We start from the raw sequence: 14,100 nt of genomic DNA, 5'->3' as shown, positions 1-14,100 counted from the left end.
CAAGGATTCATATCAAAAAAATAATTAATAAAAGATGCTGGGATAAAAAAGCAATTTCTATTGCTTCGCCTGCCAGATTTTTATCGGCAAATTCTGTGAAGTGGATGGTTCTCGATTGGTTAATTCCCTGTGTAGGCACTTTGAGTGGGGCTTCTGGTGCAGCGGCGCTGGTGGAAATGAGGAAATGGAGCAGATGCCATTGGTTATCCCCCTGGCGGTGGTGTGATCAATAACGCAGGCTCTCTCCTATATAGAGAAGGAGGGAGCGGAGGGGCTGCGGGTATTTTCAACGACGCGGGCTCTCGCGGAGGCATTACCCACTTGGCTAATGGTCGGAGTGATTTGAGTTTTTAGTAGGAGTTACCAGGGGGCTATGTGTCCTATTTCAATACTTGCGCCCATTAGGGGATGATTACCTTCTCTTCTTCGGGTGGAGCACCCCTTACCCCTATGATCTCCGTATTGCTGATGGACAGAATGATGCTGTGAACTCCCATACCGGGGAACGCTCTCCAATAGGGGCCTGACCGTTAACCTGCTGGAAAATTATCAGCGGGGTGACCTATCACCTGGTTGATGCTGAAAGTGACACCTCCTGGAATCTGGCGATCGATACCATTTCTGCCAGCCGGGTGGCTAGTGCCGCTGCGGCCCAGGGGAATTCAGCCGACTTGCCGGCGCCCGCACCATTGAGGCCAATCCCAGCTTGTTGTTCCTGTTTGCTCCTTTGGCTACCAAAGCCCACCTGTCCAACAGGATCACGGTGCCCCAGCCTGTGCTGACCGGGGCGTCGATGTCCATTGCCCGCCATACCCAGGACAGCATCAACAATGAGGTGAATGCCCGGACGGATGGGGGCAATGGTAGGGCGCCTGGGGATAGTTTTTATGGTGACCAGCATCTCTGGATCAAACCCTTTGCCTCCCGGGCTGATCCGGAAAATCAAAACGGGGAGCGGGCTACAAAGCCGACATCTATGGCTTTGCCAAGGGGGTTGATGGCGCGGCTTACTCAACCCCGTGCGTAGGGGCGCCTTTGCTTATGGGGCCAGTTATGTGGATGGCAATTCCAGTATGGTCAAAAAAATGGGGATATTCAGTGGTATCAGCTAACCGGCCACGGTAGCTGGTCCCCGAATGACCGAGCGGAAGTGAAGTTTCCGGCGGATGTTGGGTAAAACACCAACCAAGGCAAGCGCCGGATTTATTTTATGGGGACCACGGCGGCGCCTAATGACGATAGATAGCCAGACCCGGCCCCTGGGGACCAGCCTGGGGCGGACCTATGCCCTGAGCAAAAAAGCCCGCTTCACGCTTTCCGTAAGCGCGGACTACACCGAAACCCGGGGCGATGGCTATCAGGAAAAGAGGGCAGGGCTGGCGAACCTCAAGGTGCAGGGCCATGCTACGGAGGCGCTCGTCGTCGGGGGGAAATTGCACACCAGCTGAGTGAGCGGACCACTCTGGCGGTGGATGGCGGGATCGGTTAGAACACCAAGAATTAGCGGAATAGCCTGATTTCTGTCTCTGCCGGTGCCAGCAGTGCCACTTTTGTGACCTACGGTAGTTGCTCTTGCCCCGTGTTGTACCGTGGAGGCCTGGGGGGCGGTAATGAAGTTGAAATCGAGCTTCGAATTGACCGCTCCTTGTGATCTGGAGCATCGGGGGGGGGGCAAACCATTTCCGCCAGTCTGCGTTGGTTGTTCCAAGGTGTCGCCTTGCGCCCCCAAAGCCCCCGGGGCATCCTGTGGCCTTTATTTTGGAGAAGCGGGATGGGGATCGGTCGCTTTTGGAAAAGCCTAGCCGGTGTGGCTAGCCTGGCGCTGACGGCCTGCCTCGCCTTACCCACGCCCCAGGAGCGGATGTTGGCGATTGACCGCCAGGCTCAAGCCCTGGAATGGCAAGCCTGGGACATTCCTTCCCAGCCATTTGGCTTACGGGCTTATCTTCCCCGGCAAGTAACTCCTGCTCCCGTGCTGACGGTGTATGTGGAGGGGGATGGACTGGCTTGGCTTTCTCCTTCAACTCCGTCTTCCGACCCTACCCCAATTCATCCCCTCGGCCTCGCTCTGGCCCTGGCCCAACCTGAGGGCAATGCGGCTTACCTGGGGCGGCCATGCCAGTATGGTCAGGCTGAGTCAGTTCCTTGCGGAATGCCCTTTTGGACCAACCGGCGCTTTGCCCCGGAAGTGATTGAGGCCACCAATCAGGGGGTGGAGGCGCTGAAACGGCGTTTTCAGGCCCAGCACTTGATTTTGGTTGGTTATTCCGGTGGTGGTGCGGTGGCGGCCCTGGTGGCATCCCGGCGTCGGGATGTGGTGGGGCTGGTGACGGTGGCGGGAAACCTGGACCCCCAAGCCTGGGTGCAGTGGCATGGCTTGGAAGCCTTATCTGGCTCTCTTAGTCCGGTGGAGGAAGTGACCGCCCTGGCCTCGGTGCCCCAATGGCATTTTGTGGGGGCCAAGGATGAGAATATTTCCCCCGCCCTGGTGGAAGGCTTTGCTGCCCGTTTCCCGGCTGGCCAACGGCCTCATGTGGTGACCGTTCCTGGCTTTGATCATCAATGTTGCTGGGCGGAGCGTTGGCCAGAGTTGTGGCATCGCCTCCAGCCTCAGATGTATCCCTAATTTTCGGGGCGGAGGGGAGGAAAGATCGTAGTTCGTTCCCTGTTTTCCCGTGGCCTTGCGCTTTACGAACGAGGAAGCGTGGCCGCGGTTAGCTCGGGGGCTGGAAGCTGGAAATAAAACGGGGAGCCGTGGCTCCCCGAATTCTTTCTTGTATTAGCGTGGTGCCTACAGCTTGCCTTCCACCCAGGCGCCCACCCCTTGCAGGGCGGCGGGCAGGTTTTTCGGCTGGGTGCCGCCGGCCTGGGCCATGTCGGGACGGCCGCCACCCTTGCCCCCCACCTGCTGGGCAACGAAGTTCACCAGTTCCCCGGCTTTCACCTTGCCGGTGAGGTCGGCGGTGACGCCGGCGATCAGGCTCACCTTGTCTCCGTTGGCGCTACCCAGGACGATGATGGCGGAGCCCAGCTTATCCTTGAGCTTGTCCAGGGTTTCCCGCAGGGTGGGCACGTCCGCCCCTTCCAGCAGGGTGGCCAGCACGGCCACGTCCTTGATCTTGGTGGCCTGGGCCAGGAGATCGTCCCCCTGACTGGCGGCTAGCTTGGATTTGAGCTTGGCCAGTTCCTTTTCCAGGGCCTTCATGTGGTCCTGGAGCTGGGCGATTTTGGCGGGCACTTCCCCTACCGGGGCCTTGAAGGCGGCGGCGGCCTGGGCCAGCACGTCCTGCTGTTGCTGAATGAGGGCCAGGGCATTGTCCCCGGTGACCGCTTCAATCCGACGCACCCCGGCGGCCACGCCGGTTTCCGCCACGATCTTGAAGAGGCCGATATCCCCGGTGCGGGTCACGTGGGTGCCGCCGCAGAATTCCCGGGAATTGCCGATATCTAGCACCCGCACGGTGGCGCCGTATTTTTCCCCGAAGAGCATCATGGCGCCGGTTTCCTGTGCTTCCTCAATGCTCATCACTCGGGTCTGGGTGGCGGTGTTTTGCAGAATTTGCCCATTCACCAGGGCTTCCACCCGGGTGATTTCCTCGGCGCTCAGGGGGGAGTTGTGGGCGAAGTCGAACCGGGCCTTGTCCCCGTCCACCTGGGAGCCCTTCTGTTGCACGTGGCCTCCTAGTACTTCCCGCAGGGCTTTGTGCATCAGGTGGGTGGCGGAGTGGTTGCGCCGGGTGCGGGCCCGGATTTCCGTATCCACCTTGGCGGTAACGTTATCCCCCACCTTCAGGGTGCCGGTCTTCACCACCCCGTGGTGGCCGAAGACCTTGGCCTGAATTTTCAGGGTGTCTTCCACCTGGAACAGGGCCGCGCCCTGGAGCACGCCCTGATCCCCCACCTGGCCGCCGGATTCGGCGTAGAAGGGGGTGTTGTCCAGCACCACCACGCCCAGATCCCCTTCATTGAGCTGGGTGACCGGGGCGCCGTCCTTGTAGAGGGCATACACCGTGCCCTGGCAGTTCAGGGTGTCGTAACCGTGGAAGGTGGTTTCCGGGCCGTTGTATTCCAGGGCCAGGGCCATCTTGAATTTGCCCGCCGCCCGGGCCTGTTCCTTTTGCCGGGCCATGGCGGCGTCAAAGGCCGCCTCGTCCACCGTCACATTCCGTTCCCGGCAGACGTCGGCGGTCAAATCCAGGGGAAAGCCGTAGGTGTCGTGGAGCTTGAAGGCGGTTTCCCCGTTGAAAACCGTGTTGCCGGACTGGGCCATGGCGGCCAGTTCCCCTTCCAGGATGCCCATGCCGTGTTCGATGGTTTCGAAGAACCGCTCTTCTTCCGTGCGCAGCACCTGGGCGATGCGGTCCTGGCCGGTCTTAATGTCCGGATAGGCTTCCCCCATTTCCTTCACCACGTCGGGCACCAGGCGGTAGAAGAAGGCCTGGCGGGCGCCCAGCTTGTAACCGTGGCGGATGGCCCGGCGGATGATGCGGCGCAGCACATAGCCCCGGCCTTCGTTGCTGGGGATGACCCCGTCGGAGACCAGGAAGGTGCAGGCCCGGATGTGGTCGGCCAGCACCTTGAGGGAGGGGCTTTCCATGTCCGAGTCGCTGGTTTCCCGGGCGGCGGCCCGGATCAGGTTCTGGAACAGGTCGATGTCGTAATTGCTGTGCACGCCTTGGAGTACGGCGGAAATCCGTTCCAGGCCCATGCCCGTGTCCACGCTGGGCTTGGGCAGGGGATGCATGACCCCGGCTTCGTCCCGGTTGAACTGCATGAACACGTTGTTCCAGATTTCGATGTAGCGGTCGCCGTCTTCATCGGGAGACCCGGGAGGCCCCCCGGCGATGTCTTCCCCGTGGTCGTAGAAAATTTCCGTGCAGGGGCCGCAGGGGCCCGTGTCCCCCATCATCCAGAAATTGTCGGAGGCGTAAGGGGCGCCCTTGTTGTCGCCGATGCGCACAATGCGTTCCGCCGGCACGCCCACTTCCTCGTTCCAGATTTTGTAGGCTTCGTCATCCGCCGCATAGACGGTGACCCAGAGCTTTTCCGGGGCCAGCTTGAACACCTGGGTGAGCAGTTCCCAGGCGTAGTGGATGGCGTCGTGCTTGAAATAATCCCCGAAGCTGAAATTGCCCAGCATTTCGAAGAAGGTGTGGTGGCGGGCGGTGTAACCCACGTTTTCCAGGTCATTGTGCTTGCCCCCGGCCCGCACGCACTTCTGGGCGGTGGTGGCCCGGGAATAGGGGCGCTTGTCAAAGCCCAGGAACACGTCCTTGAACTGGTTCATCCCCGCGTTGGTAAACAGCAGGGTGGGGTCGCCGTGGGGGACCAGGGAGCTGGAGGGCACGATCTGGTGGCCCTTGGAGGCGAAAAACTGAAGATATTTTTGACGGATTTCGGCGCTTTTCATCGTCGTGGCATTCCTGGCCCCGAACCGGGTCGGTCGGAGGCGATCTATGGCAAAGGAAGCATTTTAGCATTTCGGGCCCGGATGGCTGCGCTCCGGGGCGGGAAATGGGGTGGGAAATGGGCAGCGCCAGGAGGCGGGGGCGACGCCCGGGGGACCGGACTTTGCCTTGGAGAAGGGCGTAAACCGGCGTTCTATCCTGGGACTGGTCTGTCAGCCCCAATCCACGCCACTCTTCAGAGGAGGGCGGGAGACATGACCGGCTGGCGCCGATGCCGGGGGCGGGTAAAATGGGCCGGTAACTCCTCCCCTTTTCACCCCGGGATCAGGTCGCACTGGGGGCCACAAGCCCGCCGCGACGGATCGGTCCCCTTTTACAGAAAGGTTTTCCGGTGAAAGTCTCTATTATCGGCATGGGTGCGGTGGGCACCGAAATTGTCGGCAACCTCATTAATCTCACGGACATTTCCGAAATCGTCGCCGTGGACCGGGATCGGGCCAAGGCGGAAGCGGAAATGTGGGATTTCGCCCATACCACCGCCTTTACCTACAGCAAGAACCCTCTCCTCACCGTGGGCGACTACCCGGATACGGCGGCGAGCGACATTGTGGTGGTGACCGCCGGCACTCAGCTCAAGGCGGGCCAGACCCGGGGCGATCTGGTGAGCGCCAATGCGGTAATCGTGCGCAACATCCTGGCCAAGGTGCAGGCCTATTCCCCCAACGCCATCCTAATCATGGTTACCAATCCGGTGGATGTGCTGGCCTGGGTGGCGGTGCGCCACTGCGGCTGGCCCCGGGAGCGGGTCATCAGCGCCGGGACGGTGATCGATTCCGCCCGTTTCCTGCGCATCCTCAGCGACCATGTGGGCATCGACCCGAAAAATATCTTCGGCTATGTGCTGGGGGAACACGGCTCCACCAGCTTTATCCCCTGGAGCATTTGCAATGTGTGCGGCCTGGACCTGGACACCTATTGCCAGGACAACGCCATTACCCCGGTGGATCGGGAGCAGATCCATCACCAGGTGCTGGAGGCGGGCTTCGAGATTTTCCGGCGCAAGGGCAATACCAACCACGGCATTGCGGCCAGCGTTTTCCGCATTATTCGGGCCATTGAGACCAACGAGCATTCCGTACTGCCCGTGGGGGCCCTGCTGGATGGGGAATATGAGACCCGGGATGTGGTGATCAGCGTGCCCTGCGTGGTGGGGCGGAGCGGCATTGAGCGGGTGTTGAGTTACACCCTGGCGGCGGAGGAACTGGCGGAATTCCGCCGTTCCGAAGGCCATTTGCGGGAACTGGCGGTGCGGGCGGAACAGGCTCTGGCGGCGGCACCCGCCGTGGGCAGTTGAGGCGGGCCGGGGACGACTCCGGTTCCCCTGGAGTTTGCCGAAGGGGCTAGCTTGCCTGGGGCAGTAGCCCCAGCTCCTGCCCCAGGGCCAGATTATCCGTTATCAGGGCATCCACCCCCTGGGCCAGCAGGGCCCGGGCCTGTTCTCCCCCATTGACCGTATAGCAGGCCAGCCCCAGGCCCGCCGCCTTGATGGCCCGGGCCTGATCCGGCCCCAGACTTTCCCCCTGGCAGTGGAGGGCGACCACCCCCAGTGCCCGGGCCCGGTCTGCCCAGTCTTCCGGTACCTGGCCCACCAGCCAGGCTCGGGCGCAGGCGGGGGCGACCCGGCGGGCTGCCTCCAGGGCCAGGGGGGAAAAGGAGGAAAGCAGGGGCGGCGGTATTGGGCCTTTTGGCTGGTGGGCCAGCCAGTCCCCCAGGGTGGCGGCAACCACCTCCCCGGTTTCCTCCTCCCAACCGGGAGCGGGTTTGATTTCCACATTGATCCAGAGGCCCAGGCTGCGGCACCGGTCCAGGGCCTGGACCAGGGTGGGCACGGGTTCCCCGGCAAACTGGGGGGAAAACCAGGCCCCTCCGTCCAGCCGGGCTACTTCCCCATCCCCGGTAGTCGCCAGGGTGCCCTGACCGTTGGTGGTGCGCTCCAGGTCCGGGTCGTGGAGCAGATAGGGGGTTCGATCCCGGCTCAACATGGCGTCCACCTCCACGCCTAGGAAACCGGCCCGGCGGCCCACTGCCAGGGCGGCCAGGGTGTTTTCCGGGGCGGCCTTGCCCCCGCCCCGATGGGCGATGAGGCGGGGATAGGGCCAGGGAACGGTGGTGGTCATGGGGAAACTCCCGCAATGGGGTTGGGTGGGGCTGTGGCGTGCGGCGGGTCCTGCTTTAAGGCGGCTGCGGCTCGTATCCCTGGTTTAACCGGGCTTAAGGGGCCGACGCCGAGCAACGCCAAAACAACTCGGGGGCGGCAATCCGCGGCCCCCAAAAACAAAGCCCCCGGGGAAACCTTGCCAGTAGGCGGGTTTCGACCGGGGGCCCGGGAGTGGCGGACCTTAGCGGATGGTGGCCACGTGTTGCAGGGGACGGTTGCTGCGCAGCACCGCGTTACTCCGGGCTACCGCGTCGTCCAGGGCTTCCTTGGCCGGTTTCTTGTTGGCCCATACCGCTTCCAGTTCCTCGTCAATGATGACCCGCACCGGTTCAATGCGGGAAACCATGGTCAGATTGCTGCCAGTCTTGCTATAGGCAGACCGGGGGGCAGCGCCGCCCAGTTGGGAATAGGCTACCTGCTGGTTGGCGAAGTCCGCGCCCAGGAGCTTACCCCGGGTCGCCAAGGCGGAGGCGGTGGTGAGGGGCAGGAAACCCCCGGCCTTGGAGATTTCCAGCTGCATGTCCGGCGCCATGAGGAAGGAGACGAACTTGGCCACGCCCTTGTATTCCACCGGCTTGCGGCCCGGGCCTACCCACAGGGAAGCGCCGTCGGCCAGGGCCTGACGGGCGCCGCCGAAGATGTCGTCGTAGTAGGGCAGGGGCGCCACGCCCACTTCCAGATCGGACTTGTCCCGCAGGCTGGCGTAGAGGTCGGAGCTGCTGGTGAGCATGCCGCATTCCCCCTTGGCGAAATGGGCATCCGCTTCGTTGGTACGGCCGAAGGTGACGAAATACTTGGCCTTGTACCAGCTGGAGAGCAGGGCGATATGCTTGATCTGGGCCATGCTGTTGAAGGTGGTTTCCGTTCCGTGCACCACCGGTTCCGCCCCGCTCCGGGCGCTCACATTGTCAATGTGCACCCAGGCCGGCCAGGAGGTGGTGTAGGGGCAGGAATAGCCCGCCTTAACCAGCTTGCCTGCCGCTGCCTGCACCTGCCACCAGGTCTTGGGGGGATTTTCCGCATCCAGACCGGCGCGGCGGAAGGCCGCTTTGTTGTAGAACAATACCGGGGTGGAATAGGCCACGGGCAGGGCCACCAGACGGCCCCGGCTATCCGTCACTCCGCCCTTCAGGGCCGGGGCGATATGGGACAAATCCACCTTGACCCGGGCGTCGCTCAGCACCTGGAAGAGGGGCTTGTATTCCACCTTACCGCCGACGAAATGGGAGAGATTGTCCCGGTCCGCCAGGTTGAGGTCCCCGGGGGCTTCCCCGTCGTTGTGGAATTTGAGTACGACGTGGTAATCCTTTTGCTCGGCGTTGAAGCGGTCCACCACCTGTTGCAGGCGGTTGGCCCGGGCGTCGTCCAGCTGGTGGGCGATGGTGATTTCCACGGCGGCGCTGGCGCCTAGGGAAAGGGAAAGGAGACCGGAGGCCAGGAGGGCGCGGCTGAGACGGTTGCTAATCAAAGAGTGAAGCCGGAAAGACATCGCCGATCCTCATGTAACGGTTGAGCTTGCCATTATAGCGCCCCAATTTTGCTTAAAAATAGGGCCAAAGTTGTAACCATTTCAGGAGAGGCGGGCTTTGGGCGCCTGGCGGACCCGGAGGACATATTTTCCCCGGCGGGGCCCGTCCAGCCGTAAAGGGCGGCGGCGGAATGCCGTTATAAGCCCGGATAGGGCCGATTCCCGGCCCGTTTATCGGGCCGGAGCCCTGGGGCCGCTGCCGGAATTCTCCTTCCCGGACGCCGCCAAACCGTCCCCGGCCGCCGGGTAGAATAAGGTCCGGACGCTGCTCCCGTTGTCGGGAAAGGCGTCGGGAAAAAAGGAAAAAGATGAAAGCGATCGTCGCATTGGGGGCCGCCCTGGCCCTGAGTTTGGGGCTTTCCGGCTGTGATCAGCTGGAGAGCAAGCTGGGCATCGAGGACGCCGCCGCCAAGGCCGCCAAGCAGGACGCGGAGGGCAAGGCGGTGGGCGGTGCCTGTCGCCAGTCCGGTCGGGCCATCGAGGACTGCTACAGCCTGTATAACTGGCTGCCCAAGGCCGCCGTCTTTGCTGGCTGGCGGGAAATGGATGCCTATATGCGGGACAACAAGCTGGATACGGTGAAGCCCGTGTTGCCCCCGCCTCCGCCCCCGGAAGATCCCAAGGCCAAGAAAAAGAAGAAGGCGGCGGAGGGGGCCCCCGCCCCTGCCCCCGCCGATGGGACGACCGCTCCCAGTAGCGACGGGGACAAGGGCTCCCCTGGAGGCGATGAGGCCAAGGCGGCAGGCGAGGGCAAGTCCTAAGCCATTAGCCTGGACGAAGTGTTCCGCCCGGGCCCCACGCCTGCTTTCCCGGGGCTGGGAGGCTGAGTGGCCCCGTCCGGCCCGCCCCATCTAGCCCAGGTTCCAGCCCCACTTCCTGAGGGGGTTAAGGCTTCTCGACGCTTGCCCCCGGGGCAGGCCGGAAGGTAAGCCAGGCTAGGGGTAGGGTGATGAGGGCGTTGAGGACGGCCCCCAGGCCGAACAGGTGGGCCAGGGAAACGCCCCGGCTGAGGAGGGCGGCGGCCCCCAGGGCGCCCGCTACCATGAACAGGGCGTTGAGAATATTGTTGGCGGCCACGATCCGGGCCCGATGGCTGGGGGCGCTGCCCTGCTGCATCAGGGCATAGAGGGGCACGCCGTAAAGACCGCCGCAAAAGCCCAGGGCCAGAAGGTCCAGCATCACATGCCCGACCCCCGGCCGGGCCAGGAGGGGGCCCAGGGCCAGGGGATTGGCGGTCGGAACCAGGGTGGCGGAGGTCCAGGCGAAATCCACACCGAAGAGGCTCAATCCCAGAGCGCCCAGCAGCACGGGCCGGGCATCAATGCGGTGGCGGGAGAGCCGGTCGCAGGCCAGGGAACCGGCCCCGATCCCCAGGGTGAACAGGGCTAGGAGCAGGGTGACGGCGCTTTCTTCTCCCCCCAGGGTGAGCTTGGCGTAGGCGGGAAATTGGGCCAGGAACAGGGCGCCGTAAAGCCAGAACCAGGAAATGCCCAGAATGGCCAGGAATACGGGCCCATTGGTTCGGGCGCCCCGGAGGTTGCGCCAGGTTTCCCCCAGGGGATTGGGGTTGAACGCCAGGTTCGGGTCCGGGGCGGGGGCCGGGGGAATGTGGCGGCTCACCAGGTATCCCACCAGGGCCACCCCCAGCACCACCCCGGTGATCCACGCTGGTCCTTGGTCCTGGGCCGCCAGCAGGCCTCCGGCCAGGGTGCCCAGCAGAATGGCGATAAAGGTGCCCGCTTCCACCAGGGCGTTGCCCCCCAGCAATTCCTCTTCCTTGAGGTGCTGGGGCAGAAGGGCGTATTTCACCGGACCGAAGAGGGTGGAATGGAGCCCCAGCAGGGTCAGGGCCCCCAGGAGCAGGGCCAGGCTATGGCTCCAGAAGCCCAGACCGGCCAGGAGGGCGATGATGATTTCCAGTCCCTTCACCAACCGGGCCAGACGGGCCTTGTCGTACTTGTCGGCCAGTTGCCCGGCGCTGGCGGAAAAGAGGAAAAAAGGCAGTATGAAAAGGCCCGCTGCCAGATTGGCCAGCACCCCCAGGGAGAGGTCGGTCCAGCTGGCGGCGTGGAAGGTGAGCAGCACCACCAGGGCGTTCTTGAAGGTGTTGTCGTTGAAGGCCCCGAGAAACTGGGTATAGAACAGGGGGGCGAAACGGCGGCTGCGCAGCAGGGAAAATTGGGAACTCATGGTCGGAGAAAAGAGGGACCGGAAAAGAAAACGGGCGGGGGCAATATAACAGCCCCCGCCCGTAGTTCCATGACATTTTCCCCTTCGGGAGCCTCCGGGGCCCCGGCTTGGCGCCGGGGAGCGGATGGAGGGCCCGGGGCGCCTCAGGGCGCCGGATTGGGGTAGCGGAGATGGATCTGGTCCATGGCTTCCAGAAGCGTCGGCGTCACCGGCGTGGCGTAGGCGGCCAGATTTTCTTCCAGCTGGGTTAGGGAGGTGGCGCCGATGATGGTGCTGGTGACGCTCCAGCGCCGGTAGCAGAAGGCCAGGGCCAGCTGGGTGAGGCTCAGATGGTGGCGGGCGGCCAGTTCCTGGTAGGCGGCCACGGCTTCCTGCACATTGGTTTTGCTGTAGCGCTGAGCAAAGCCGGGGAACAGATTGACCCGCCCCGGAGCCTGGGGATCGGCCAGATACTTGCCGCTCAACAGGCCAAAGGCCAGGGGGGAATAGGCCAGCAGGCCCACCTTTTCCCGATAGCAGACTTCCGCCAGGGTGATGTCGAACACCCGGTTCATCAGGTTATAGGCGTTCTGGAGGGACACCACCCGGGGCAGGCCCATCTCGTCCGCCAGGCGGAGGAACTGCATCAGCCCCCAGGGGTGTTCGTTGGAGACCCCCACGTAGCGGATTTTCCCCGCCTTCACCAGGTCCGCCAGGGCGGCCAGGGTTTCCCGTAGGGGGGTGTCGTGGGAAGCGGCTTCCCCTTCCCCGGCCGGATCGAACTGCCAGCGGCCGAACATGGGCTGGTTCCGGGCTGGCCAGTGGAGCTGGTAGAGATCCACATAGTCGGTCTGGAGTCGGGCCAGGGAGCCGTTCAGGGCCGTTTCCAGGCTGGCCTTGCTGAAATCCTTGGGCCCCTGGCCGCCCCGCAGCCAGCCCATGCCCCGGCCCGGACCGGCGGCCTTGGTGGCCAGAACGATCTGATCCCGGGGCTGGCGTTTCAGCCAGGTGCCGACGATTTTTTCCGTGGCGCCCGTGGTCTCGCCCCGGGCCGGGACCGGGTACATTTCGGCGGTGTCGAAGAAATTGATGCCCTGACTGCGGGCGTAATCCAGTTGGGCATGGCCTTCCGCTTCGCTGTTTTGCTGGCCGAAAGTCATGGTGCCCAGGCAGACGGCGGAAACCCGCAGGTCGCTGGTGCCCAGTTGGCGGTAATCCATGGAGCTGCTCCTTGCCGATGGGGGGTGAAAAGCTTCCTATCCTACCCTTCCAGCGTCCGGGCGCCATCGGCAGCCGGACGGATTCTGCCGGGGCTGCGCCATTCGGCGGTATTCCCTTCTGGGGAGACCGCTGCCCCCGGGAGCGTCTGGTGGCGAGCCAGCAAGCTAAAGGACTAGGCAGCGGCTTTGCCCGGGAGGGCCGTGGCGCTTAGATCCCCATCCGGGGCGGCCTCACGGGGGTGGTGGGAGGCCCATCTCCCCGCCCTCCCTTGCGCCTCCCGGCTACCCCGGCCCGGGCCCCAGCAGCAGCCCTCCCGGTGGGCGGAATCCCCGCCTCGCCACTGGCTCGTTCCCCGGCCCGGTGGCTTCCCTCCTGCCTTCCCGGTATCCTTGGGGCCATGAAAAAACCTGCTGTCACCCCGGCCTCCGGGGTCTCCCTTGCTCCCTCCGCCTTTTCCGCTGTGCTGTTTTATTGCCGTCCTGGCTTTGAAAAGGAAATGGCCCAGGAAATTACCGACCGGGGGGCGGAACTGGCCGTCTTCGGCTATGTGAAGGCCAAGCCCGATTCGGGCTATGTGCTCTTTGTGCCCCACCAGCAGGAGGATATGGCCATCCTGATGGACAAGCTGCGCTGGAAGCGCCTGGTTTTTGCCCGCCAGCTGGTGTTTGTGGCCCCCCTGGACGGCGACTTGCCCACGACGGACCGGGTGACGCCCCTCCTGGCTCGGGCCAAATCCCTGGGCTGTGCCTTTTCCAGCCTCCAGGTGGAAACGGCGGATACCAACGAGGCCAAGGAATTGCTGGCCTTTTGCCGCAAATTTTCCACCCCCTTCACCCGGGCCCTAGAAAAAGCCGGGCTGCTTCAGCCCGAGGCGGCGGACCTGCCCTGGCTCCACCTCTTTTTCCTCGGCTCGGCGGCGGCCTATGTAGGGGTCTCCTTCCCGGGCAACCATTCGGGCTGGTTCATGGGCATTCCCCGGCTGCGCATGCCCAGGGCCGCTCCGTCTCGCTCTACCTTGAAGCTGGCGGAAGCCCTGTTGGAACTGGTGGGGGAACGGCATCTGGATAACCTGTTCCACGCCGGGCTCACGGCGGTGGACCTGGGGGCCGCCCCCGGGGGCTGGACCTGGCAGCTGGTGCAGCGGGAACTGAATGTGACCGCCATCGACAACGGTCCCATGGACCCGGCCCTGATGGCCTCGGGCCAGGTGGAGCACCTGCGGGTGGATGGCTTCCACTACCACCCCAAGCGGCCCGTGGACTGGCTGGTCTGCGACATGGTGGAAAGCCCCTCCCGTATCGCCGGGGTGATGGGGGAATGGCTGGCCAGCGGCTGGTGCCGTCAAGCCCTGTTTAATCTCAAACTCCCCATGAAAAAGCGCTACGACGAACTGGAGCGCTGCCGGGACATCATGGATGCCCGGCTGGCCGAGGCGGGCATCAAATACCGCCTGGATTTCAAGCAGCTCTACCACGACCGGGAAGAAGTCACCGGCTACCTGCGTCCGGTAAAGGGCTGAAGCCGGTTCCCCGGGGGCCGCTTACGCCTACCCCGGG

10 protein-coding genes are annotated in these 14,100 nt (G+C 63.7%); 5 read left to right on the top strand and 5 right to left on the bottom strand.

Annotated features, from left to right (window positions below):
- The first annotated feature begins 1,232 nt into the window (after nucleotides 1–1,232).
- Both Azoinq_RS02810 and Azoinq_RS02805 read left to right on the top strand, forming a co-directional pair.
- Nucleotides 1,233–1,448 carry an autotransporter domain-containing protein gene (locus Azoinq_RS02810; RefSeq protein WP_216126572.1) on the top strand — a complete coding sequence of 72 codons (216 nt, stop codon included), beginning with the start codon at nucleotides 1,233–1,235 and terminating at the stop codon, nucleotides 1,446–1,448.
- Nucleotides 1,449–2,152: 704 nt separating this feature from the next.
- A complete protein-coding gene (locus Azoinq_RS02805) occupies nucleotides 2,153–2,626 on the top strand; it encodes an alpha/beta fold hydrolase (protein ID WP_216126575.1) in 474 nt (157 codons plus the stop codon).
- Between the two features lie 165 nt (nucleotides 2,627–2,791).
- Here the strand turns inward: Azoinq_RS02805 and alaS are convergent, their stop codons facing one another.
- Nucleotides 2,792–5,410: an alanine--tRNA ligase gene (alaS, locus tag Azoinq_RS02800; RefSeq protein ID WP_216126590.1), complete on the bottom strand. Its 2,619-nt coding sequence runs from the start codon at nucleotides 5,408–5,410 to the stop codon at nucleotides 2,792–2,794.
- Between the two features lie 389 nt (nucleotides 5,411–5,799).
- On the opposite strand from alaS, the gene Azoinq_RS02795 reads away from it, so the two are divergent.
- On the top strand, nucleotides 5,800–6,762 hold the full coding sequence (locus tag Azoinq_RS02795) for a malate dehydrogenase (protein ID WP_232368540.1): 963 nt from the start codon (nucleotides 5,800–5,802) through the stop codon (nucleotides 6,760–6,762).
- Between the two features lie 46 nt (nucleotides 6,763–6,808).
- Here Azoinq_RS02795 and ugpQ read toward each other — a convergent pair whose 3' ends face one another.
- Nucleotides 6,809–7,585, bottom strand: a complete 777-nt coding sequence (gene ugpQ / locus Azoinq_RS02790) for a glycerophosphodiester phosphodiesterase (protein WP_216126593.1) — start codon at nucleotides 7,583–7,585, stop codon at nucleotides 6,809–6,811.
- A gap of 222 nt (nucleotides 7,586–7,807) precedes the next feature.
- Nucleotides 7,808–9,115: an extracellular solute-binding protein gene (locus Azoinq_RS02785; protein WP_216126596.1), complete on the bottom strand. Its 1,308-nt coding sequence runs from the start codon at nucleotides 9,113–9,115 to the stop codon at nucleotides 7,808–7,810.
- A gap of 347 nt (nucleotides 9,116–9,462) precedes the next feature.
- Here Azoinq_RS02785 and Azoinq_RS02780 point away from each other — a divergent pair, with 347 nt between their 5' ends.
- Nucleotides 9,463–9,915: a hypothetical protein gene (locus Azoinq_RS02780; protein ID WP_216126599.1), complete on the top strand. Its 453-nt coding sequence runs from the start codon at nucleotides 9,463–9,465 to the stop codon at nucleotides 9,913–9,915.
- A gap of 124 nt (nucleotides 9,916–10,039) precedes the next feature.
- On the opposite strand, the gene Azoinq_RS02775 is transcribed toward Azoinq_RS02780, so the two are convergent.
- Both Azoinq_RS02775 and Azoinq_RS02770 read right to left on the bottom strand, forming a co-directional pair.
- Nucleotides 10,040–11,344, bottom strand: coding sequence for an MFS transporter (locus Azoinq_RS02775; RefSeq protein WP_216126602.1), 1,305 nt, complete (start codon nucleotides 11,342–11,344; stop codon nucleotides 10,040–10,042).
- Nucleotides 11,345–11,487: 143 nt separating this feature from the next.
- Nucleotides 11,488–12,543 (bottom strand): aldo/keto reductase, encoded by a 1,056-nt coding sequence (locus Azoinq_RS02770; protein ID WP_216126604.1) that lies wholly within the window; start codon nucleotides 12,541–12,543, stop codon nucleotides 11,488–11,490.
- Nucleotides 12,544–12,941: 398 nt separating this feature from the next.
- Here Azoinq_RS02770 and rlmM point away from each other — a divergent pair, with 398 nt between their 5' ends.
- Nucleotides 12,942–14,063, top strand: a complete 1,122-nt coding sequence (gene rlmM, locus Azoinq_RS02765; protein WP_216126607.1) for a 23S rRNA (cytidine(2498)-2'-O)-methyltransferase RlmM — start codon at nucleotides 12,942–12,944, stop codon at nucleotides 14,061–14,063.
- Nucleotides 14,064–14,100: the final 37 nt, after the last annotated feature.

Source organism: Azospira inquinata (genome assembly GCF_018905915.1).
Classification (GTDB): domain Bacteria; phylum Pseudomonadota; class Gammaproteobacteria; order Burkholderiales; family Rhodocyclaceae; genus Azospira; species Azospira inquinata.
The sequence above is the reverse complement of the archived record's forward strand: the minus strand, read 5'-3'. Positions and strand labels throughout refer to the sequence as shown.

Bases quoted from the DNA above. Each gene is read 5' to 3' on its own strand.
- Azoinq_RS02810 (WP_216126572.1), top strand. From the start codon at position 1,233: ATGACGATAGATAGCCAGACCCGGCCCCTGGGGACCAGCCTGGGGCGG.
- Azoinq_RS02805 (WP_216126575.1), top strand. From the start codon at position 2,153: ATGCCCTTTTGGACCAACCGGCGCTTTGCCCCGGAAGTGATTGAGGCC.
- alaS (WP_216126590.1), bottom strand. From the start codon at position 5,410: ATGAAAAGCGCCGAAATCCGTCAAAAATATCTTCAGTTTTTCGCCTCC.
- ugpQ (WP_216126593.1), bottom strand. From the start codon at position 7,585: ATGACCACCACCGTTCCCTGGCCCTATCCCCGCCTCATCGCCCATCGG.
- Azoinq_RS02785 (WP_216126596.1), bottom strand. From the start codon at position 9,115: ATGTCTTTCCGGCTTCACTCTTTGATTAGCAACCGTCTCAGCCGCGCC.
- Azoinq_RS02780 (WP_216126599.1), top strand. From the start codon at position 9,463: ATGAAAGCGATCGTCGCATTGGGGGCCGCCCTGGCCCTGAGTTTGGGG.
- Azoinq_RS02775 (WP_216126602.1), bottom strand. From the start codon at position 11,344: ATGAGTTCCCAATTTTCCCTGCTGCGCAGCCGCCGTTTCGCCCCCCTG.
- Azoinq_RS02770 (WP_216126604.1), bottom strand. From the start codon at position 12,543: ATGGATTACCGCCAACTGGGCACCAGCGACCTGCGGGTTTCCGCCGTC.
- rlmM (WP_216126607.1), top strand. From the start codon at position 12,942: ATGAAAAAACCTGCTGTCACCCCGGCCTCCGGGGTCTCCCTTGCTCCC.